Here is a 21327-nt window from a genome sequence, read left to right as displayed (position 1 = left end):
GCTGATCCGGTTTTCGTCGCCCTGCCAGATCCATCCGTTGATCGCCCAGGCCCGGCGCAGGCGGTTCAAAAACAAGATCGTGCTGGCCGTGAACACCGGCGATCGGCCCGGCTGGATCCATTTCGCCGCGCCCACCGCGACCGGGGCCGACCTGATCGCCTATCTGGCCGGACACCGCCCCCCGGCGCGGGCGCGGAATATACCAGCGGCCGTGCGCAGGCCGCCGGGGCGCGCTGCGGCCGGATCACTGGAACGGCTTTGCCGCCCGCATCGGCTTTCCCGAGGAGACCTTGCCCCCATGACCGCTGCCACGCACCCGCGCCCGCTGCGCCTCGGCTTTCCCGTCAAGGTGATGGGGCGCCCGGATCTGAAAAGCAATGACACCCGCCGCTGGCAGCAGAGCCCGCATCTGAAGACCTCGCTGGAACATGTGGACGCGATCCTGGATTATCTGGTCCGGATCGGCGTGGACATGTATCGCATGTCGTCGGATCTGGCCCCCTATGCCACCCATCCCGACATGCCCCAGTTTCACGGCATGGTGGCCGAGAGCGACGCGGACCTTGCCGCGCTTGGGGCCAAGGCACGCGGCCTGGACATGCGGCTGTCGTTTCATCCGTCGCAATTCGTGCTGCTGAACAGCCCCGATCCCGCGCTGACCGCGAAAAGCATCTGGGATCTGGCGTCCCAGGCAGAGATGCTGGATCGCATGGGCATGGGGCCCGAAGCTGTGCTGGTCACGCATGTCGGCGGCGTTTATGACGACCGAGAAGCAAGCCGCGCCCGCTGGATCGACGGCTACAACCAGTGCCCTGAACCTGTGCGGCGCCGTCTGGTTCTGGAAAACGACGATATCCGCTTTTCCGCCGCCGATGTCCTGTGGATCCACGACCGTTGCGGGGTGCCGCTGATCTTCGATTACCAGCATTTCTGGTGCCTGAACCCCGAAGGGCTGGCCTTGCGCCCCACGGTCGAACGCTTTGTGGAGTCCTGGCCGCAAGGGGTGCGGCCCAAGATCCACTTTTCGTCCCCCCGGACCGAGATGCGGGAAATCAAGCGCAAGGTCGCGGACAAGGACGGCGCGGGCACCCCCGCCAGGGGCGTGGTCAAGGCCGCGTCGCGCGTCAAGACGGTGCTGCTGCCGCCGGTCTGGACGGGACATGCGGATTTCGTCAATCCCTTCGAATTCGCGACCTTCATGCGCGACGTGGCCGGCCTGGACTTCGACGTGATGCTGGAGGCGAAGACCAAGGATCTGGCCCTGCTGCGGCTGCGGTCCGACCTGTTGCGCTATGCGCCCGACGTGGCGGCGCGCTTTGGCGCCCGGCCCGGCGATGCTGGGGCGGCAGAGGGGGACGCGGCGCCCGACGACGACCTTAAGGCGTTCGGAAAACAGTGACGGCATCGTGTCGGCCCGTCCCGGAACCGGCGGTCACGGCCTGCGTTTCTGCGCATATCGGCATGGAACCATCATGAACAAGCGCATTGCGATCGTCGGCACCGGCCCGACCGGCATCTATTCCTTTCAACAGCTTCTAACGAAGGGTGAACCGTTGGAGGTGACGCTGTTCGAAAAGGGCGACCGGGCCGGGATCGGAATGCCCTATTCGCCGGAAACCGCCAGCAAGTCCATGCTGGCCAACATCGCCAGCATCGAGATTCCGCCGGTCGTCACCACCTATCTGGACTGGCTCGAGGATCAGCCGGTCACGCGGCTGCAATCCTATGGTCTGGACCCCGAGGATCTGGACGACCGCCAGTTCACCCCCCGCCTGCTGCTGGGGGAATATTACCGCGACCAGCTTTTGTCGCTGGTCGCCGCCGCCGAAACCGCCGGCCACCGGATCGTCATCCGCGAAACGACCGAGATCGTGGACATCGCCCCCGGTCCCGGCGGGCTGCGCCTGCATATCGCCGACGGGCAGGTCGAAGGCCCTTTCGACCGCGTGATCCTGGCCACCGGCCACGATTTCCCCGACGAGGACGAGGCGACCCGCACCTATTTCCCAAGCCCCTGGTCCGGTCTGATCGAAGCGCGGATCCCCGCGGTTTCGGTGGGGATCATGGGAACCTCGCTCAGTTCCATCGACGCGGCGATGGCCGTGGCCAACCAGCATGGCCGGTTCCGCCGCAAGGGCGACGAGCTGCGTTTCGATCACAATGGCACGGATCTGAAGATCACGCTGATGTCGCGGTCGGGCATCCTGCCCGAGGCGGATTTCTATTGCCCGATTCCCTATGAGCCGCTGACGGTGATGACCGATGCCGCCGTGGCGTCCTGCGTGGCGCAAGCGCAGCCGCTTGACGCGATCTTCGACCTGCTGCGGGCCGAGATCATGCAGGCCGATCCGGCCTTCGCGCTGCGCATCGGTCTGGGCGGACTGGACGCCGACAGCTTTGCCCCTGCCTATTTCGCCGCGCGCGAGGCCGCCGATCCCTTCCGCTGGGCGCGCAGCAACCTGCACGAGGTCGAACACAACAAGGCCAACCGCATCACGGTGGGGTGGCGCTATGCCCTGCTGCGGATGCACGAAAAGGTCGAGGATATCGTGCCCGAACTGTCCGACGCTGACCGGGAACGGTTCGACGCGGGTCTGAAAAAGGTCTTTGTGGACAATTATGCCGCCGTGCCCTCTGAATCGATCCGCCGCCTGCTGGCCCTGCGGGACGCGGGCATCCTGTCCGTCCTGGCGCTTGGCGACAATTACGATCTTGCGCGCAATGGTTCGCAGACCGCGATCCGCACCGGCGATGCGGCCCATGTCTTTGAGGTCTTCATCGATGCGCGCGGCCAAAAGCCCCTGTCCAGCAAGGATCTGCCCTTTCCCACCCTGCGCGGCGCCTTGCTGGCGGCGGGACAGGACATTCCCGAGGTCGCGGGGGATTACAGCCTGATCGGACCCGACGATTTCGCCGGGCGGGTTTTCCTGGGATCGATCCCCTATCTGATGCACGACCGGCCTTTCGTGCAGGGCATCACCGCCTGCGCCGACATTGCCGAGGCGATCGCCAACGGGGTTGCCACGGGGCGGCGCAGGCGGCTGGTATCCTGATGCGCGCACCGATCGGGCATGAGGATGCGATGACCGACACTTTGTTTGACTGCGCCATCATCGGCGGCGGACCTGCGGGCATGACGGCCGCGATCTATCTGGCGCGGTTTCGTCGGCGGGTCGTGCTGATCGACGGCGGCGACAGCCGGGCGGCGCTGATCCCCCGGTCCCACAACCATCCGGGTTATCCTGACGGCATCCGGGGCGAGGATCTTCTGGTGCGGATGCGCGAGCAAACCGACAGGTTCGGTGTTCTGACGCTTGCCGCACAGGCGACGGCGATCGACCGCCTGCCGGACGGGGCCTTCGGGATCGCGGCGGGCCGGACGCTTGCGGCGGATCACGTCATCCTTGCCACCGGATCGCGCGACCGGATGCCGCCCGTCGATGATCCCGTCCGCCATATCCGCGAGGGGCTGATCCGGCAATGCCCGGTCTGCGACGCCTATGAGCTGATCGACAAGCCTGTCGCCATCATCGGCGCCAAGGACTGCACCGCCGGAGAGGCGCTGTTCATGTCCCATTACACCCCCGACGTCACGCTGTTGACGCTGGGCGATCCGCTGGACGTCAAGGCCTCGATCCAGGCCAGGCTGGACGATGCCGGGGTGCGCATCCTAGCGGACAGGGTGACGGCCTGGGATTTTGCCGCGGACGGCGTGGGCGTCCGGGTGGATGACGGCTGGCGGCGCTTTGCGGCGGTCTATTCGGGTCTGGGCATCGATCCGCAGAACGCCCTGGCCCGCGGCCTTGGCGTCGATCTGGCCGAGGACGGGCGCATCACCACCGATCCGCACATGCAGACATCGGTCGACCGGGTCTTTGCCATCGGCGATGTCGTCACCGGCCTGAACCAGATCGCCGTCGCCATGGCACAGGGAGAAATCGCGGCCACCCATGTCCATAACCTGATCCGGCTGTCCGAACGCCGCAGCCTGGCCGACAGCCTGTAAGGCGGCGGCCTGAACCGCCGCCCCGCATCATCAGGCGTCGCGCGGCTGGGACAAAAAGAATCGCAGCATTTCCGCGCTTGCGTCAGGGCCGGCGGGATCGGCATAGCTGCCGCCCGGTTGGCCGCCGGACCAGGCGTGACCCAGCCCCTCGATCAGCCAGTGTTCCGACAGGATGCGGCCATCCGGCATGGCGGCGGTGTCGCATCGGTAAGGGCGCGTTCCGGTCTTGCCGGTCCGGCGGTCGATGACAGTCTGGTCCGGCCCTGCCGCCAGGATGTCGGCGGCGATCCGGTCGCTGTTGCGGGGATGGACGGTTGTGTCCGTGCTGCCGTGAAAGACGATGGTCGGGGTGGGCTTTGCGTCGGGGCGCCGTGGACCGTCGGCGGCGCCGGCGCCGTTCATCGCCGCAAAGGCCGAAGGCACGTCCCTTGCGATTCCGAAAGGCAACCCGGAATGGGCGCCGACGGCGGCGAAGACATCGGGATGAGTCTGGCCCAGGATGACCGCCATCGCCGCCCCGGCCGACAGGCCCGCGACAAAGATCCGATCCTGCGGCACCGCGTGGCGGCCCGCCACCGCAAGCGCCATCTGGGCGATGATCTCGGGTTCGCCCCGGCCCCGGCGCTGATCGCCGATGCTGAACCAGTTCCAGCACGACTGCGCGTTGTCGCCCCGCGCCTGCTGAGGATAGACGACGATCAGGCGATGTTTCTCGGCCAAAGCGTTCATGCCCGTGCCGCGCGCGAAATCGGCATGGGTCTGGGTGCAGCCGTGCAGCATCACCACCATGCCCTGGACGCCATCGCGGACCGAGGCCGGGACATAGGTCAGGTATTCCCGCCCCCCCGCCGCGCAGGCAAAGCGGTCGGCCTGGAAACTGGCGCCGGACGGCACCGGATCAGTGGCCAAGCCCGGCACCGGCGCCGTGAAGGGCGGCTGGAAGGCCGCGCCGGGCAGGATCTGGTCCGGAACGGCCAGCCCGTGCCGCGCCAAGGTCCGCTGCACCAGATCGTTCGCGCCGTCGAAACGCAGGTTTTCCATCGCCTGGCGCAGGGCGCCGACGTCAAGGGTCTTCATGCTATCGTCCTTTGAAAGTGGTTAAAGAATACGGTCCGCCAGGGCTTTCCTGACCTCGGGGGCGGCTTGCAGGCCGCCCAGTACCGTCATCGAGGCGATGGTGGCCCGTGCAAGATCCGGCGTGATGTCGGGGGCCAGACGCGCAAGGCCCACGACCTTGACGTGCAGAACCTCGCCCGCGTCCCGCACCCTCTCAAGCTCGGCGCGGCTATAGTCCCGCAGGCCCAGATCCATGGTGTGCCGTTCGATCGACCGGGCCACGGCGTCGCGATGGCTGTCCAGCCCGTTGCGGATCGCGGTGCGGATGAAGTCGCTGCGGTTGGAATAGAAACCTTCCTGCACCAGAAGATCGATCCGGCCCAGATCGACATAGCCCAGATTGATGGTGATCTTTTCGGTATCGGGCATCTTGTCGCGCAGCGTCCGCAGTTCGGCCATAATGTTTCTCCATCCACAAGGATGTTATATGGATGGTATTCCGTGCTTCGCAAGGGAAAGCCGCCCAGACAAACAAAAAGCGATCCAGGCCAGTGGCCCGGATCGCCGTCCTGTCGCCGTTAGGGATCGCCGAAATCAGCTTTTCGGCAGCAGCACCTTGTCGATGACATGGATCACGCCGTTCGACTGCCGCACGTCGGCGATGGTGACGGTCGCCATTGTGCCGTTCTCGTCGGTAAGGGTGATCGTGTCGCCGGATGCCTGGGCCGTCAGCTTGCAACCGCCAAGGGTCTCGACCACATGACTTCCGCCCTCGTCGGCGATCATGGTGGCGATGGCGTCCGACATGGCATTGGTGCCAACCACATGGCAGGTCAGGATCTTGGTCAGCATGTCCTTGTTTTCAGGCTTCAGCAGCGTGTCGACGGTGCCGGGCGGCAGCGCCTCGAACGCGGCGTTGACGGGGGCAAAGACGGTGAACGGCCCCGCACCCTGGAGCGTCTCGGCCAGGCCGGCGGCCTGAACGGCGGCCACAAGCGTGGTGTGATCGGCCGAATTCGCGGCGTTTTCCACGATGTTCCTGTCGGCCATCATCGCGGCCCCGCCCACCATCGGGTTGTCCTGCGCCATGCCCGCGCCCACCGATGCCAGCACAAGACATCCGGCGGCCAACGCCTTGGAGATCGTCATCATGTTCCACTTCTCCTCCAAAAAGCCTCCTCGTGATCGAGGGACGCAGGAAGGCACGATGACGGCGGTGCGAAAGTTTCAGCCGGGCGCCGGATTTTTTTGCCGCCGCCGCAGCGGGGCGGATCTGGTCGTCCTGCCCGCCGGGCGCGCCGCCCGGATCTTTCGCCCGTTCCGCTGCGTCCTTCGCCTTGCCAAAGGCCCGCAGAAGGTCCACCAAGGCGGCTTGGAATTGTCGGCGGTGCGTGAGCCATGGTCATTTCTGAAATCGCGTCCCAAGACCCGAATCCGGATCCATCCCGAAACAGCCCTTCCGATCCGTCCCCGGCGGAACCCGGTGCCCACGGGCCGGACGGGGCGCTGACCCGGGGGCTGATCCTGGCCTGCCTGGGCGTGGTCTATGGCGACATCGGCACGTCGCCCCTGTACGCGCTGCGCGAATCGCTGGTCCACGCGCAAGAGGAAGGCCTGCCCGAAACCGCCGTGATCGGCATTGTCTCGCTGCTGTTCTGGACGGTCATGCTGATCGTCACGGTGAAATACGTCATCCTGATCCTGCGCGCCGACAACAATGGCGAAGGCGGAACCCTGTCGCTGGTCGCCATGGCCCAGGGCGCGCTGCGCCGGCGGGCGTGGTGGCTGTATCTGGTGGGCATCGTGGGCGTGTCGCTGTTTTTCGGCGACACGATGATTACCCCCGCCATTTCCGTCCTGTCCGCGGTCGAGGGGCTGAAGCTCGTGACCCCCGCGTTCGAGGCCTGGGTGGTGCCCCTGACGCTGCTGATCGTGGTGGTGCTGTTTGCCGTGCAACGGACCGGGACCGAGGCGGTGGCGCGGTTCTTCGGGCCGGTGATGCTGGCCTGGTTCGGGACCATGGGGGTGCTTGGGGCATCCCACATCCTTGACGATGCGCGCATTCTCCAGGCACTCAACCCCGTGCGCGCCTTGAATTTCCTGATAAACAACGGCTTCAGCGCGCTGCCGGTGCTGGGGTCGGTGTTTCTGGCGGTGACGGGGGCCGAGGCGCTGTATGCCGACATGGGCCATTTCGGCCGCCGTCCGATCCGCATCGCCTGGACCACCATCGCCTTGCCGGCGCTGGCGCTGTCCTATCTGGGGCAGGGTGCCCTGGTGCTGGCCGACCCCCAGGCCGCGTCCAATCCGTTTTTCATGCTGGCGCCGGACTGGTTCCGGCTGCCCCTGGTGATCCTGGCCACGCTGGCCACGGTGATCGCCAGCCAGGCGGTGATTTCCGGCGCGTTTTCCGTGGCCCAGCAGGCGGTGCAGCTGGGCCTGTTCCCCCGTCTGGAAATCCAGCACACGTCGAACACCCAACGGGGACAGGTCTATCTGCCTAAGGTCAACATGATCCAGATGACAGGCGTCTGCGCGCTTGTGATCGGTTTCGGGTCGTCGGCCAATCTTGCAAGCGCCTATGGCATCGCGGTCACGGGGGACATGGTCATCACGTCCCTGCTGGCGATCATCGTGTTCCGCTGGGCCTGGGGCTGGAACTGGATCTGGGTTCTGGCGATCATGCTGCCGATCCTGGCGATCGAACTGATCTTCTTTGCCGCCAACCTTATCAAGGTCGTAGACGGCGGCTATATCCCGCTGCTGTTCTCGGGCCTTGTGATCGTCGTCATGGTGGTCTGGCTACGGGGCACCATCATCCTTCAGCGCAAGCTGTCGGCGGACAGCATCCCCCTGGATCTGCTGGTGGGAAAGCTGGAAAAATCGCCCCCGACCATCGTGCCCGGAACCGCCGTGTTCCTGACCGCCGACCCGATGGTGTCGCCCGCCGCGCTGATGCACAACCTCAAGCACAACCGCGTGCTCCATGAACGCAACTTCATCGTCAAGGTCGAGGTCTGGACGACGCCTCGCGTTCCCGAAGACCAACGCTTGCAGATCGAACAGCTGTCGCCGCATTTCTGGCGCACCATCTGCCGGTTCGGCTACATGGAACAGCCGAATGTGCCCAAGGCCCTGGCCGGCGCCAGCAAGGTCGGGCAAAAGCTGGACATCATGAACACCAGCTATTTCCTGAACCGCCGTGTGCTGCGGGCGGGCAAGGCCAACCTGATGCCGCGTTGGGCCGGCCGGCTGTATGCGAACCTGTATCGCAGCGCGTCCGAACCCACGAACTTCTATCGCCTGCCGTCGAACCGGGTGGTCGAACTGGGGCAACAGATCAACATCTGACGCCGGGGCGGCGGCGTCGGGCGGCCGCGATTGGCCGCAGTCCCGAATTTCTGCTAGGGTGTCGCAGGCAAACCGCGGCGCTTTTGTCATGGACAGCGACATTCAAGGGCTGATCGCCGACATCTACGGCACCGTTTCCCACCCCGGCCAATGGCATTCCGTGCTTGGCCGGGTGGCCTTGCTGGTCGGTTCCCGCCGGGTGGTGCTGGTCGAACGGGACGACGACGACCTGCGCATCGTGCTGCCGCCCGGATACCGCGACGATCCCCTGGGACATCGTGGCGGAACCGACCGAATCCTCTTTGCACGGACAGCTCCGCCCGGCGCCGTGGCGTCCGACGGCCGGAGCAGGGTCGTCGTCCGCTTTCTGCGCCGCCGCGGCGGCATCGATGCCGCCGCCCAGGCCGGGCTGGACGTTCTTTTGCCCCATATCGCCAGAGCATTGGAGCTTGGCCAGGTCGTGTCCGAGGTTCGCGGGATCGCCCGTGATCTTGCCGCGTCGCTGGACTGGCTGCGGATCGGTGTCTGCGTCATCCGGCCGGACCGCGCCATCGTCGCGCAGAACGCCGAATTCCGCCGCCTGGCGGCCGCCACGGGGCTGATGCTCGTGTCGCCGGACAACCGCCTGGACATGGGCCGGGCGCGGGACCGAGCCTGGTTCCGCCGGCAGCTGGCGCAACCGCTGGCCGTCGCGCAGGACGCCCGGCCCGCCTGCTGCCCGGCCGACGAGGGCATGGCACTGGCCATCCACCTGGCGCCGCTGCAGCCGCACGATCGGTTTGGGCAGGGGCGGGCCGACGGTTTCGCGATCTATTGCCTGGACGTTGCCTGCCAGGCCGACATCGACCTGGACGCGGTATCGGAACGGCTGTCGCTGACGGGATCCGAATCCGAACTGGTGTGCCTGCTGGCCGACGGCCTGACCAACCGGCAGATCGCCGCCCGCAGGCACCGGTCGGTCGAAACCGTCAACTCTCAGGTCAAGTCCCTGCTGAACAAGGCCGATTGCGGCAACCGCACGCAGCTGATCCGGCGCGTGGCGGCCATCGGCCACAGAATTCTGACCCATCCCCCGAATGGGTGATGTGCGCCCCGCCAGCGATGGCACCATCGACGCCGGTGCCGTTTGCACCAGACATCGCAGGGGTTGCAGGTTTTTCCGGTCAGGGGTTCGATGCCTTGGTTTTCATCATCTGACACATTGAAGACCGTTCTTTTCTGACGGCGGGCGGCATTTTGCCATCCGACAAACCGTGGCCGATGCGGGCACGGCCATTTCCCTGTCCGGCTACGCGGCGCGCAGGCAGCAGCACCAATTTTCACGCATCCCGAAAACGGGTGCCATCAGACATAGGAGCCAAGTCACATGACGATTCTCGTTCAATCCCACGGCGGTCCCGTCGAACCGCCGCGCGCGACCCCCATCGCCGGGGGCCTCGAGGCGGGCCAGCCTGCCGATGGCGATGTCGCCCCCGACGAACGGGCCGATTTCGGCTATCTTTTCCCACCCTCGGGCAATGCCGACGATTATCTGCCCGACACGGCCCTTGACGATCTCGACGAACTGGCCCGGCGCATGGTGCCCGACACCGAACCCGAGAATACCGAATCCACGCTGCCCGCGGTGATGACCTATTGGGGGCAGTTCCTGGACCACGAACTGACCGCCCGGACCGACCGCGATGCCGCCCTGTCGGACATCGCGACGGGCCATCCCCTGATCGCAGCCGAGGACATCGAACGCCTGCTGAAGAACGCCCGGACGCCCCGGTTCGATCTGGACAGCGTTTACGGCGGGCTGCCCGTCGGTCCCGGCATGACCCCGGAACAGGCGGCCAACGCGGCCGCCGTCATCGCCGGAATGCGCCACCCGACGCTGCGCGCCAAGATGCGCGTCGGCACCTGCCTGACCGGCGGCGACAACGAGCCGATGCCGGACAGTCTGGACGCCCATCGCGACCTGCCCCGGTTCGCCCAGGTCGAGGACCGCGTGCGCCAAGCCTATCTGGACATCGCGCGTGGCCAGCTTTCCCCCGCCGACTTTGCCGCGTTCGAGGCCAGCCTGCCGCAGCGCGCCATCATCGGCGACAAGCGGAACGAGGAAAACCTGGTCATCGCCCAGTTCCATCTCAGCTTTCTGCGCTTTCACAACCGGGCCGTGGATTTCCTGAACGACCGCGACACGGGCTGGGTGGCCGAATTTTCGTCCGCCCGCGATCTGGTGCGGTTGCATTATCAATGGCTGACGCTTCAGGTCTATCTGCGGGCCGTCTGCGACCCGGCGGTGGTGGACCGCATCCTGGACGACCGCGCGCGGGCCTTTTTCGCCTTTCGCGACGATTACTATGCACGCAACCCCAAACGCACGCTGGGCAATGTCCTGCCGCTGGAATTTTCGGCCGCCGCCTATCGGTTCGGGCACACGATGGTGCGGGGGATCTACGACTATAACCCCAACTTCGGGCGGCCCGGCGCGATTTTGCCGGAATCGCCTTTCAACCTGCTGTTCGGCTTCACCGCCGGGGGCGGCTTCCGCCCGTTCCCGGCCGCGCCCGCCAAGGCCAAGCTGCCCGCGAACTGGATCATCGACTGGCCGCGCTTCCTGACCGTCAAGACCGATTTCGACGATGGCCTGTCGCAACACGCCGCGCGGTCCATCGACACGGTGCTGGCCCCGCCTCTGGGGGACATGGTGAACGAAGGCGGCGATGCCGCGACGCCGGACCTGAAGGCGCTGTTCCGGCATCTGGCGCGGCGCAACCTGCGCCGGGGACTATCGCTGCGGTTGCCGACCGGGCAGGCGCTGCACCGCCACCTGAAGGCACAGGGCGCCGTCACCTCGGATCCCATCCGCGACATTTCCACGGCGCTCAGGGACAAACCCGACCTGGGGGATTTCCTGAGGGGGTCCGGATCGGCGCTGCATTGCCGGACGCCGTTGTGGTTCTATATCCTGGCCGAGGCCGAGGCGGGGGGCGGCAATCGCCTGGGCGAGCTGGGCAGCTGGATCGTCGCCAGTTCGTTCATCGGCGTGATGCTGTCCGATCCCGATTCGGCCCTGTCGCGCGGTTTCGAACCCGCGCAAAGCCCGCTGCGGATGCCGGACGGATCGCCCGTCGACACGCTGGAGAAATGGATGCGCTTTGCCCTTGTGATGGCCTGACACGCCATCGGCGGACATCCCGCGCGGCGGAGGATGCCGCGCGGGACCAAAGGCGAAATTTTTATGCAAATTGCAATCTAAAGTAGAAATTTCCTAGGCGGGCTGTGAAAGCCGTGCTATTTCGCCCCCTGCCTGATGCAGGCAAGCCTCGATTGACTGACGCCGTCTGACAGGTGCGACATGACCAGCCTTCCGCCTTGCAGGATCGACATGCCCAATCTGTCGCACCCGTCCCGGCGAAAGCCCGGCAGTCCTGCCTTGTCCGGCATCACCTGACATTTCCCCCGCGCGCCCTGGCGGGACGCGTATCCCCTGTACCGATCATCCTTTTGCCGGAGCAAGACATGCCGACGACCTTCAACTGGATCTTTCTTGGCATCCCGCGCAATGCCGCGAACCAGATCGTCCAGATCGATCCCCAGGAAGGTGATGCGGATTCGGAAAACGCCTCGCTTCTGGTGGGCGCGCGGTTCGGGTCGGCCGGATCGCCGCTGTTCAACGCCGTCAGGCCGGCGACCACGATCAACAATGGCGGCAGCGCCACCGGCCTGGACACGGACAACACGGTGTCGGACGACCAGATCGAAACGGACACGGGATCGGGAACGCGGCGGCTGACCTTTGACGGCGTGGCGCAGTACGGCGCGACCGTCACCTATGCCGACGGCACGACCGCCACGCTGTCGGCGGTCGTTGCCCAGGCGACCACCGGGGAACTGTTCCTGGCGCCGCCGCCCAACACCCCGGAATCGGTGCTGGTCGCCAAGCCCATCCTGTTTGTCACGATCAATTCGGTCCGTGACGACACCGGCCTGAACATGATCGCCGACCGTCAGATCATCGGCTGGGACAACGGCTATGTCGAGGGCACGGCCGGGGCGGACTCCATCGTCGCGGGCTTTGTGGAACCCGTCGCAGGGGGGTCCGACCAGATCGACGGCGGCGATGGGCTGTCGGGCGCGGCGAACGGGTGGAACGACGACCGCGTGCGCGCGGGGGCGGGCAACGACACGATCAATGCCGGGGCGGGCAACGACGTGATCGACGCGGGCGCGGACAACGACCTGATCCTGCTGACGGGTCTGTCCGGGAACGACACCATCACCGGGGGCACCGGATCCGACACCCTGGACGGCGCGGGCCTGACCGGCGCAGCCACCGTGACCTTTGCGAACGGGTCAGGAACCTTCGCCGCGGCCACCGGCACCGCGACCTCGACCGCGACCTTCACCACGATCGAAACCGTCGTCACGGGATCGGGCGCGGATACGATCAACGCGGCCGGCAACGCCGCCGGTGCCCGGTTCGCGTCGGGCGACGGCGCCGATCTGTTCACCGGGGGCGCCGGCGCCGAAACGGTGGACGGCGGCGGCGGCGCCGACCGGATCTCGGCCGGGGGCGGCCGGGACAGCATCACCGCCGGGACCGGGAACGATACCGTCGATGGAGGGGCCGACGCCGACACCATCGACGGCGGCGCGGGCGACGACCGTCTGGAGGGCGGCGCGGGCGACGACACCCTGTTCGGCGCCGAGGGCGACGACCGCCTGTCAGGCGGTCAGGGCAGCGATGTCCTGAACGGCGATGCGGGCGCCGATACGCTGACAGGGGGGGCGGACAACGACCGCTTCGTGGCGGGGTCGGGCGATCTGATCGCCGACTTCGGTTCGGGCAACAGCGGCGGGATCAACGACGGCAACCCGGCCAACAACGACGTCGTGGACCTGACCGCCCATTACAACGCGTCAAACATGGCCATCATCAACGCGTCGCGCGTGGCGGCAGGCCTGCGGCCGTACAGCACCCCCCTGGGCTGGCTGCGGGCCGACCAGGACGATGGGCGGCTGAACAGCATCGCGGCCGCGAACGGCTTTGGATCCAGCTTCACGCTGACCATCCAGAATCGCGGCGCAGCCATCGAGTCTGCGTTGCTGGCCACCGATACCACGGGCGTCATCTGCTTTGGCGCCGACGCGCTGATCGACACCGCCAACGGACAGACAAGGGCCGGCGACCTGCGGGTCGGCACGGCGGTCAGAACCCGCGATGCGGGCCTGCAACCGATCCGCTGGATCGGGCGGCGCAGGCTGTCGCACACCGATCTGGCCACGCACCCGCATTTGCGCCCCATCCGCATCCGCCGGCGCGCGCTGGGCCGGGGTCTGCCTGCGGACGACCTGATCGTTTCGCCGCAGCATCGGATTCTGGTGCGGTCCCGGATCGCCCAGCGGATCTTCGACAGCGCCGAGGTTCTGGTAGCGGCCAAGCAACTGTGCCAGATCGACGGCATCGACGTCGCGCGGGATCTGGATGGCGTGACCTATGTGCATTTCATGTTCGACGCCCACCAGATCGTGTTTGCGAACGGCGCCGAAACGGAATCGCTGCATACCGGCCACGAGGCGTTGAAATCGGTCGGCCCCGTGGCCCTGGGCGAAATCCTTGCGATCTTTCCCGAATTGCGCGGCGGCGGCGGCCATCCCGCCGCGCGGACGCTGTCGTCGGGACGCATGGCGCGCAAGCTGGCCGTCCGCCATGTCCAGAACAACCGCCCGCTTGTCGAAACCTGACGGCGCGCGCGGCGGACCGGGCGCGCGCGGTTGCGGTTGATCGACGCCGGAACAAACCCCGCCGATCGTTGTTGAGCCAAGGTTGCTGAACCGGAAATGCAGGACGATAGCAGGGGTGTCCGATGTCGCGGCTTATCCTGATTGTAGAGGACGAGATTCTGGTGGGTCTGGACCTGTCGGAAGCGTTGCACGAGGCGGGCTTCCGCACGAGGCTCGCCCGCGACATGTTTTCGGCGTTGCGCATCGCTTTGGAAGATACCGTCGATCTTGCCACCATGGACGTGAACCTGGCGCATGATACCGATGGGGTCGAAACCGCCATCCGGCTGCGTCAGGCCCATGACGTGCCATCGGTCTTTGTCAGCGCCAGCCTGGATGGCAAGACGCGCGAACGGGCGCAGGCGTCCGGTCCGGTCGGATTTCTGGACAAGCCGGTGGCGACACAACAGTTGGTCGGCGTCGTGACCCGTTATCTGGCACAGGCCGACGCTGCGGGTCCACGGGCCTAGTTCTCGTTCTGGAAGCTGGCCAGATCGGCGACGATCTCGCAGCGCAGCCCCCGAGGGTCATAGTCGATCCCGACATCGCAGGTGGCCGTACCGGAAAGCCCGGTGCTGATAAGGTTCGTGCCCGATCCCACAGTGTCGGGGGTGGCGACGGGCGGACCGCCCCGTTCCGTCCAGGTCAGGACGATCCGGTCCTGTCCGTCCTGCGTGACGATCTGCCACCGGATGTCGACCGTTCCGACATCGTTGGAAAGCGCCCCGTACTTGATCGCGTTTGTCGACAGTTCGTGCAGGATCAGCGACAGGGACAATGCGGGCCGGGAAGCGACGGCCAGATCCGGCCCATCGACCCGGATCCGGGTGCCCTGGCGATCCCCGTGCAGCGCCAGGGTCTTGCGGATGATTCCATCGACGGTGGCCCGGTTGGCGCGGCCTTCGATCAGCATGTCATGGGCGCCTGCCAGGACACGGATCCGGTCACCCAGGGTCCGCCCGGCGGACGGCAGATCCTCGGCGGTTCGCAGGGTCTGGTTCACGATGGCCTGGATCATGGCCAGTTGATTTTTCAGCCGGTGCCCCAATTCGCGGTTCAGCATCTGCTGTTTCTGTTCCTCGCCCACCAGATCGGTGACATCCAGGGCCTGCACGAAGATGCCGTTGACCGCGCCTTCGGTGTCGTGGATCGGGTGGTACAGGAAGTCCAGAAGCCGGGTCCGGGCCACCGCGTCGCCGTGGCTTTTCAGGTCTATGGGAATGCGGCGGCCGACATGGGGTTCGCCGGTGCGATACACCCTGTCCAGAATATCGACGAAACCCTGCCCGACCACCTCGGGCAGCGCCATGCGCACGGATTTGCCGATCACCTCGCGGCCGCCGACAAGGTGCAGATAGTCCGCATTGGCGAAACGGAACATGTGATCGGGACCGCTGAGCAGGGCAATCGCGCCGGGCGCGACTTCGAAGACCTGCAAAAAGCCGCTGCGCTCGACCTGTTCGGCAGCCCTCGCGGCCACGCTGGCCGTGGTTTCCGTGCAGGGGCAGAACATGCCCAGCACGGCGCCCGCGCTGTCGCGCACCGGAATATAGGAAAATGCGAAGTTGGTCTTTTCGGGATAACCATGCCGGTGCATCGTGAATTCGATGTCGTCCATCGAGGTGCCGATGCCCGCATAGGCCGCTTCGATGATTGGCCTGACCGCATCCCAGATGTCGAACCACAGATCCCCGAAAGGCCGTCCCAGGGCATGGGGATGGCGGTTGCCGCACATCGCCGCGTAACCGTCGTTGTACAGGGTGATCTGGGCAGGCCCCCAGACGATCAGCATGGGTTGCGCGGATGCCATGGCCATGCCCACCACGACATGCAGTTCGTCGGGCCAGGTTTCGGGCGATCCAAGGGGATTTGCATCCCAGTCCAATCCGCGCAACAAGGCGCCGCATTCGCCGCCGCCTTGCAAGGACATCACCTGCCGGGTACCAGGCGCAAAAGGCTTGGACATTCCATTCATTGAAATGCTCATCGAGTCATATAACGTGCCGGACCAATATGTCGGCTTCTGGATCACCGTTATATCTAATTTCCGATGCTGCGAAGCCCTCATTTCATGCGGGCCGGTCCAGCCTTTGCACGCTGGGGAAAAAAGCGCGGGACCAAGGCCCGTCCGACAGGCCTTGGTCCATAGGGGTGGCGTCTGCCCGCTTATTTCCGGGTGGTGCCCGGTCCGCTGCGGTCATCCTCGATTTCGACCTCGGTGCGGCGAACGGTGTCGGAAATGGTTTCCTCGCGCGTGTCGGAGGTCTTGCGGATTCCGATCTCCTCGACCACGCGGGCCTCTTTCGAAACCACGGCTTCCTCGCGGTATTCCTCGGCCTCGATCGTCTGGTCGCGGAAGGCGGTGTCCGCATCGGTCAAGGTGCGGTCCACCGGGCGGCGTTCGATCTCGACCCGTTCGTCGCGCAGGGTGACGCTTTCGTTGACGGGTTCCTCGACCGTATAGGCGCGGACCCGGACCCGGCCATGGCTGGTGTCGCGTTTGCCGACGCGCAGGCGTTCCTCGATCACGGGAATGGTTTCGTCGTTGGACATGTCCGCCGACGGCATCCAGGCGCGGTCGGAATCGTCGGACCGATAACCCGTGCCCACCGAAGTCCCGGAGGCGATGGGATCGGCGTCGATCATGCCGGGGGTGCCTGCGGCATAGGGGCTGGCCTCGTAGCCGCCCCAGCCCTCGGCCCGCCAGCTTGCCTCGCGTTCGTCCAGATCGACGGTGCCTTCGTCGTCCAGGACATCCAGAACCTCGTCGTAACGCCCCGAGTCGATGCCCGTGACCGTGACAAGATAACCGCCGCGCGACAGGCCGTGCGCATAGGTATAGCGGTCCTCGTCCGGAAAGAAGAAGTCCTCCAGGCTGGCCCAGAAGCCTTTTTCCTGATCGTCCGCAGCCACCGTGCCGTCGGTCGAGGCATTGCCTTCGACCATGCGGATCCGGTCCTGCGCAATGCCGATGGCGACAAGCCGGTCAACGGCCCGCTGGGCATCGGCGCGGTCGTCGAACATGGCCGAAACCGAGGCTCCGCCGGTGCGGCCGGTGGTTCCATAATCGTTGTCATGAGTCATCGTCTTGGTCCTTTGCAACGGAATTGGATGCGGATGCCCCTGGTTCCACGGGCACGCGCTGAACATGGACGGTCTGATGTCGGGTCGTGACGGGCACTTCCTGTGTCCGCCGCTGTTCGACGTGACGGATGTGCACTTCCTCCAGAAGATACAGTTCCCGCGTCACGACCAGCCTTTCTTCCACCACGGGAACGATCGTCACACCGTCTTTCGTGACGACCTCGGGCACCGTCTGGATCCTGCGATCGACGGGGACGCGAACCACCTCGACCTGGGTCTCGGTCAGATCGACCGACAGCATCTGATCGACGGCTTCGGTCCTGGTGCTGACGCGGACCCGCCCGGCAAGACGCTGCTCTTTGGTCAGAACCAGTTCTTCCTTCACAACTGGCAGAATCTGCGGATCGTCGGTCATGGTGCCCTTTCCTGATCGTTGATGAAACGACGCGCCGGACATATCCGTTCCGCCGTCCCCACTTATCAAATGCTATACCAGCGGCGGGGCGCCGGTCGTCCGGCATCGGACCCGACGATTTCCAGCGATACCCCTTCCAGCGGAGGCTGGGTGTTTCTTTGGGTCATGTAATCGAAGGCATCGTCATGGCTGGCAAAGACCATGGGCGCATCGATGGCCGAAAAGTCCTTGCCGTTCCGGGTCAGGCGGAAATGCGGATTGTCGCGCCGGCATATCCAGAATTCGGTCATCGCCCTGTCTCCCTTCAGGCAGTGTCAGGGGGTGTGACGGCAATCCCTGCCCAAGGGTTCCACGGAGATCAGAGGTAATCCACCCAGACCCCGCCCGCGTCGGCCGAGCGCACGCAGGTTTCCACCCAGCGGACGCCCTCGACCCCCGCGTCGATGCCGGGATAGCGCAGGCCCGCCACGCGGGACGGAACGCCGTCCTCGTGCGCCTCGATGGCCAAGGCAAAGCGGTAGTGCAGGTTGGCCCAGGCGTCGAACAGCCCTTCGGGATGGCCCGCGCCGATGCGGTCGTCGGCCAGGGCCTGCGGGTGCAGATAGGCCATGCCCCGGTCCAGCAGGCGCGCGGGTTCGCCCTGGATTTCCAGCCGCAGCTGATTGGGATGCTCGTCCCACCATTCGACCGATCCCCTGGATCCCACCACCCGCACCTTCTGGCTGTGCATCGCCCCCGCGTTCACGGCCGAGGTCCAGCAGGTGCCCACCGCGCCGCTGTCGTATTCCATCAGCACCGTGGCGTTATCCTCCAGCGGCGCGCGCGAGGCGACGAAGCTTTGCCGGGTGCACAGCAGGCGCCTGATCTTCAGATGGGGGCAGATCACCTGGCTGATATACAGGGGATGGGTCGCCAGATCGCCCAGGACATAGCTGGGACCGGCGAATGCCGGATCGACGCGCCAGCGGGCGGCGGGGCTGTCCAGTTCCGCCGCCGCGCTGTGGAAACCATGCGCGAATTGCAGGTTGACGATGCGGATGTCGCCCAGGGCGCCATCGGCGACCAGCCGGGCGGCCTCCTCGATCATCTGGTGGCCGGAATAGCCATAGGCGACGCCGACCACCAGCCCGCGTTCGCCGGCGATGGCTTGCAGGTCCAGGGCCTCGGCGGTGGTGAAGGTCAGCGGCTTTTCGCAGATCACGTGAATGCCCGCCTGCAAGGCCGCCCTGGCGATGGGGTAATGGGTGTTGTTCGGCGTGGCGATGGTGACGCAGCGGATGCCGTCGGGGCGCGCGGATTCCGCCGCGAACATCGCGTTGTGATCGGCATAGCAGCGGTCGGGGTCCAGGCCCAGTTCGGCGCCGAAGTCGCGGCCACGCTGCGGGTCCAGGTCGAAGGCCCCGGCGATCAGGTCGAAATACCCGTCGCGCAGCGCGGCGGACCGGTGGACATAGCCGATCTGGCTGCCCTTGCCGCCGCCGACCATGCCCCAGCGGATCGCGGATTTCGTCAATCGGGTGCCGTCGATCATCGGGTTCTCTCCATCGCGGGGTGGGCAAAGCCCACGGTTTCCAGATAGCGGCGGGATTTGGTCACGTCGGCCAGCGATCCCCCGGCGTTGCGCGGGTCGCGTTCCTGTTCGACGGTGACGTATCCCGCGTAACCGCGCCGTTCTAGCAGCGCCAGGATCGCCGGATAATCGATGCAGCCGTCGCCGATGGGGCACATCACGCCCATCGCGCAGGCATCGAAGAACCGGATGCGGCGGGTCATCACATCGGCGAATTTCGCGGCATCGATGTCCTTGAAGTGCAAGTAGTCCAGCCGGTCCCAGTATCGGTCCAGCATGGCCACCGGATCCATTCCGGCATAAAATGTATGGCCGGTGTCCAGGCACAGCCCGGCCTCGGTCGCGGGAACGTCGCGGGCGATGCGTTCGATCTCGTCGGCGAATTCGATGTGGCCGCCCGCATGGGGATGGATCACCGCGCGGACGCCCCATTCGTCGCGCGCGATCCGGGCGATGGCGCGGATGTTGGCGACCATCCCGGCCCAGGCGGCATCGTCCAGCCGCACCGCGCGGTCGGAATGGCCCGCCGCGTAATCGCGCGCGTCGTGGCCCCAGTCCATCACCGTCAGATAGGGCGCGGCGAACCGCTGGCCGGGCGCCACGGGCGGGCGGGGCAGGGCGGTGATGACCGCGCAAATCTGCCGCGTCTGGCGTTCCAGGTTGTCGCGGTTGGCCGGATCGACCAGATCGTCGAAGATGGTGCCCGCCACGACATACAGCCCGTTCCCGCGCAGTTCCGCCGACACCGCACCGGCGTCCAGCGGCATATAGCCGTACGGCCCAAGTTCCAGTCCGCCGTATCCCGCCACCGCGGCCTCGGCCAGGACCAGCCGCCAGTCGGGCAGGTCGGGATCGGTCACATCGTCCACGCCCCAGCAGCAGGGCGCCGTCGTGATTGTGATGGTCATGGTTCTCCTCCGGTTGCGTGCAGGATTACCTGCGAGGATGCGCGGACCGAAGGAATGTCTTGAGGGGAAACCATCAATCCGTCATGGTCGCGCCAGATCGGGCACGGGGGACAGATGGCCAAGGTGACGCTGGAGGATGTGGCCCGGACGGCCGGCGTTTCGGTCGCGACGGTGGACCGGGTCGTGAACCGGCGCGGCGGGGTGTCGGCGGACAAGGAAACGGCGATCCTGCACACCGCCCGGCAGCTGGGGCTGGACCGGAACCTGACGGTCAGGCCCACGACGGCCAAGCGCATCGCGATTCTGATCCAGCCGCCATCCAATCCGTTCCACGACCAGTTGCGGCGCGGCCTCGACCAGGCCCGCGCCATCCACCGCGATCTGAACCTGCTGTTCCAGATCGAACAGATCGACCCGACACGGCCCGACCGCGTCGCCGCCCGGATCGCCCGCGCCGGGACATGGGCCGACGGAATGATCCTGACCGTTCCGGCGTCCCCCCAGGTGGTGACGGCGATCGAGGCCTTGCCGTCGCGCATCCCGGTCGTGACCATGGCCGACGACGTGCCGACCGCGCGGCGCGCCGCATTCGTCGGTCCCGACGACCGCCAGTCGGGCCGCGTCGCGGGCGATCTGATGGGATACCTGATCGGTCCGGCGGGGGGCGAGGCCCTGGTCCTGATCGGCCGCTTCGACATGCCGGGCCACGGCGCGCGGGGCGGCGGCTTCATCGACGTGCTGGCCGAACGTCACCCCGCCATCCGCGTGACGGACGTTCTGGAAACGCACGAGGACAAGGCAACCGCCGCCGCCATGGCCCTGCGCGCCGCGCGGGCCAACCCGGATCTGCACGGCATATACCTGTGCACGACCGGCTGTTCGGAACTGGTGGCCGCCCTTGCGCCGCTGCGCCAGTCCCGCCCCATCGCCATCCTCACCCACGAACTGACGCCCGAACGCCGGATCATGCTGCGCGACCGCAAGGTGCAGGCGATCATCGACCAGAAGCCCATGCTGGAGGCGCGGCTTGCCGTGGAAACCGTGGCCCGCCTGGTCGGGCGGCTGGACGGGGACGCCGGGTCCATCGCCACCGAGATCCAGATCGTCATGCCCGAAAGCGTCTGAGGGGTTCCCCTCAGGCAATCGCTTGCCGCAGGGCGGGACG

At 66.3% G+C, this 21327-nt stretch carries 18 protein-coding genes; 9 read left to right on the top strand and 9 right to left on the bottom strand.

Features of this window, described 5'->3' with window-relative positions:
- Positions 1–37 precede the first annotated feature (37 nt).
- The 3 genes from uvsE (at position 38) to CHB77_RS09655 (ending at position 4006) form a co-directional block, all read left to right on the top strand.
- Entirely contained in the window at positions 38–1399 is a 1362-nt protein-coding gene (uvsE, locus tag CHB77_RS09665) for a UV DNA damage repair endonuclease UvsE (protein ID WP_207303030.1), read from the top strand.
- A 73-nt stretch (positions 1400–1472) separates the two neighbouring features.
- On the top strand, positions 1473–3053 hold the full coding sequence (locus CHB77_RS09660; RefSeq protein WP_089388056.1) for an FAD-NAD(P)-binding protein: 1581 nt from the start codon (positions 1473–1475) through the stop codon (positions 3051–3053).
- A 29-nt stretch (positions 3054–3082) separates the two neighbouring features.
- A complete protein-coding gene (locus tag CHB77_RS09655; RefSeq protein WP_089388055.1) occupies positions 3083–4006 on the top strand; it encodes an NAD(P)/FAD-dependent oxidoreductase in 924 nt (307 codons plus the stop codon).
- A 30-nt stretch (positions 4007–4036) separates the two neighbouring features.
- On the opposite strand, the gene CHB77_RS09650 is transcribed toward CHB77_RS09655, so the two are convergent.
- The 3 genes from CHB77_RS09650 to CHB77_RS09640 all read right to left on the bottom strand — a co-directional run bounded on the left by CHB77_RS09650 (position 4037) and on the right by CHB77_RS09640 (position 6214).
- Positions 4037–5083 carry an extracellular catalytic domain type 1 short-chain-length polyhydroxyalkanoate depolymerase gene (locus CHB77_RS09650; protein WP_089387996.1) on the bottom strand — a complete coding sequence of 349 codons (1047 nt, stop codon included), beginning with the start codon at positions 5081–5083 and terminating at the stop codon, positions 4037–4039.
- 21 nt (positions 5084–5104) lie between these two features.
- The gene (locus CHB77_RS09645; protein ID WP_089387995.1) at positions 5105–5521 is read right to left on the bottom strand and encodes a CopG family transcriptional regulator; all 417 of its coding nucleotides are present in this window, start codon (positions 5519–5521) and stop codon (positions 5105–5107) included.
- A gap of 135 nt (positions 5522–5656) precedes the next feature.
- The gene (locus tag CHB77_RS09640) at positions 5657–6214 is read right to left on the bottom strand and encodes a fasciclin domain-containing protein (RefSeq protein WP_089387994.1); all 558 of its coding nucleotides are present in this window, start codon (positions 6212–6214) and stop codon (positions 5657–5659) included.
- Positions 6215–6460: 246 nt separating this feature from the next.
- Here CHB77_RS09640 and CHB77_RS09635 point away from each other — a divergent pair, with 246 nt between their 5' ends.
- From CHB77_RS09635 to CHB77_RS09610, 5 genes are all read left to right on the top strand, one after another.
- On the top strand, positions 6461–8413 hold the full coding sequence (locus CHB77_RS09635) for a potassium transporter Kup (protein WP_089387993.1): 1953 nt from the start codon (positions 6461–6463) through the stop codon (positions 8411–8413).
- Between the two features lie 88 nt (positions 8414–8501).
- A complete protein-coding gene (locus CHB77_RS09630) occupies positions 8502–9497 on the top strand; it encodes a helix-turn-helix transcriptional regulator (RefSeq protein WP_165456238.1) in 996 nt (331 codons plus the stop codon).
- A 282-nt stretch (positions 9498–9779) separates the two neighbouring features.
- Positions 9780–11576, top strand: coding sequence for a peroxidase family protein (locus tag CHB77_RS09625; RefSeq protein ID WP_089387991.1), 1797 nt, complete (start codon positions 9780–9782; stop codon positions 11574–11576).
- Between the two features lie 344 nt (positions 11577–11920).
- Entirely contained in the window at positions 11921–14146 is a 2226-nt protein-coding gene (locus tag CHB77_RS09615; protein WP_089387989.1) for a Hint domain-containing protein, read from the top strand.
- 122 nt (positions 14147–14268) lie between these two features.
- On the top strand, positions 14269–14655 hold the full coding sequence (locus tag CHB77_RS09610) for a response regulator (protein ID WP_089387988.1): 387 nt from the start codon (positions 14269–14271) through the stop codon (positions 14653–14655).
- Here the strand turns inward: CHB77_RS09610 and CHB77_RS09605 are convergent.
- From CHB77_RS09605 to CHB77_RS09580, 6 genes are all read right to left on the bottom strand, one after another.
- Complete coding sequence (locus CHB77_RS09605) at positions 14652–16151, bottom strand: HWE histidine kinase domain-containing protein (protein ID WP_165456239.1); 1500 nt, start codon at positions 16149–16151, stop codon at positions 14652–14654. The genes CHB77_RS09610 and CHB77_RS09605 overlap by 4 nt on opposite strands.
- Before the next feature lie 200 nt (positions 16152–16351).
- A complete protein-coding gene (locus tag CHB77_RS18650; protein WP_089387986.1) occupies positions 16352–17269 on the bottom strand; it encodes a YsnF/AvaK domain-containing protein in 918 nt (305 codons plus the stop codon).
- The gene (locus tag CHB77_RS09595; protein ID WP_165456240.1) at positions 17259–17684 is read right to left on the bottom strand and encodes a YsnF/AvaK domain-containing protein; all 426 of its coding nucleotides are present in this window, start codon (positions 17682–17684) and stop codon (positions 17259–17261) included. Before CHB77_RS09595 ends, CHB77_RS18650 begins: the two co-directional genes overlap by 11 nt.
- A gap of 65 nt (positions 17685–17749) precedes the next feature.
- On the bottom strand, positions 17750–17974 hold the full coding sequence (locus tag CHB77_RS09590; RefSeq protein ID WP_089387984.1) for a hypothetical protein: 225 nt from the start codon (positions 17972–17974) through the stop codon (positions 17750–17752).
- 68 nt (positions 17975–18042) lie between these two features.
- Positions 18043–19215 (bottom strand): Gfo/Idh/MocA family protein, encoded by a 1173-nt coding sequence (locus tag CHB77_RS09585; protein WP_089387983.1) that lies wholly within the window; start codon positions 19213–19215, stop codon positions 18043–18045.
- Positions 19212–20162 carry a TIM barrel protein gene (locus CHB77_RS09580; protein ID WP_089387982.1) on the bottom strand — a complete coding sequence of 317 codons (951 nt, stop codon included), beginning with the start codon at positions 20160–20162 and terminating at the stop codon, positions 19212–19214. Before CHB77_RS09580 ends, CHB77_RS09585 begins: the two co-directional genes overlap by 4 nt.
- A gap of 114 nt (positions 20163–20276) precedes the next feature.
- On the opposite strand from CHB77_RS09580, the gene CHB77_RS09575 reads away from it, so the two are divergent.
- Positions 20277–21287 carry a LacI family DNA-binding transcriptional regulator gene (locus CHB77_RS09575; protein WP_089387981.1) on the top strand — a complete coding sequence of 337 codons (1011 nt, stop codon included), beginning with the start codon at positions 20277–20279 and terminating at the stop codon, positions 21285–21287.
- Positions 21288–21327 lie beyond the last annotated feature (40 nt).

The organism is Paracoccus sediminis, assembly GCF_900188295.1.
Taxonomy (GTDB): Bacteria; Pseudomonadota; Alphaproteobacteria; order Rhodobacterales; family Rhodobacteraceae; genus Paracoccus; species Paracoccus sediminis.
This window is presented reverse-complemented; position numbering and strand designations above follow the sequence as displayed.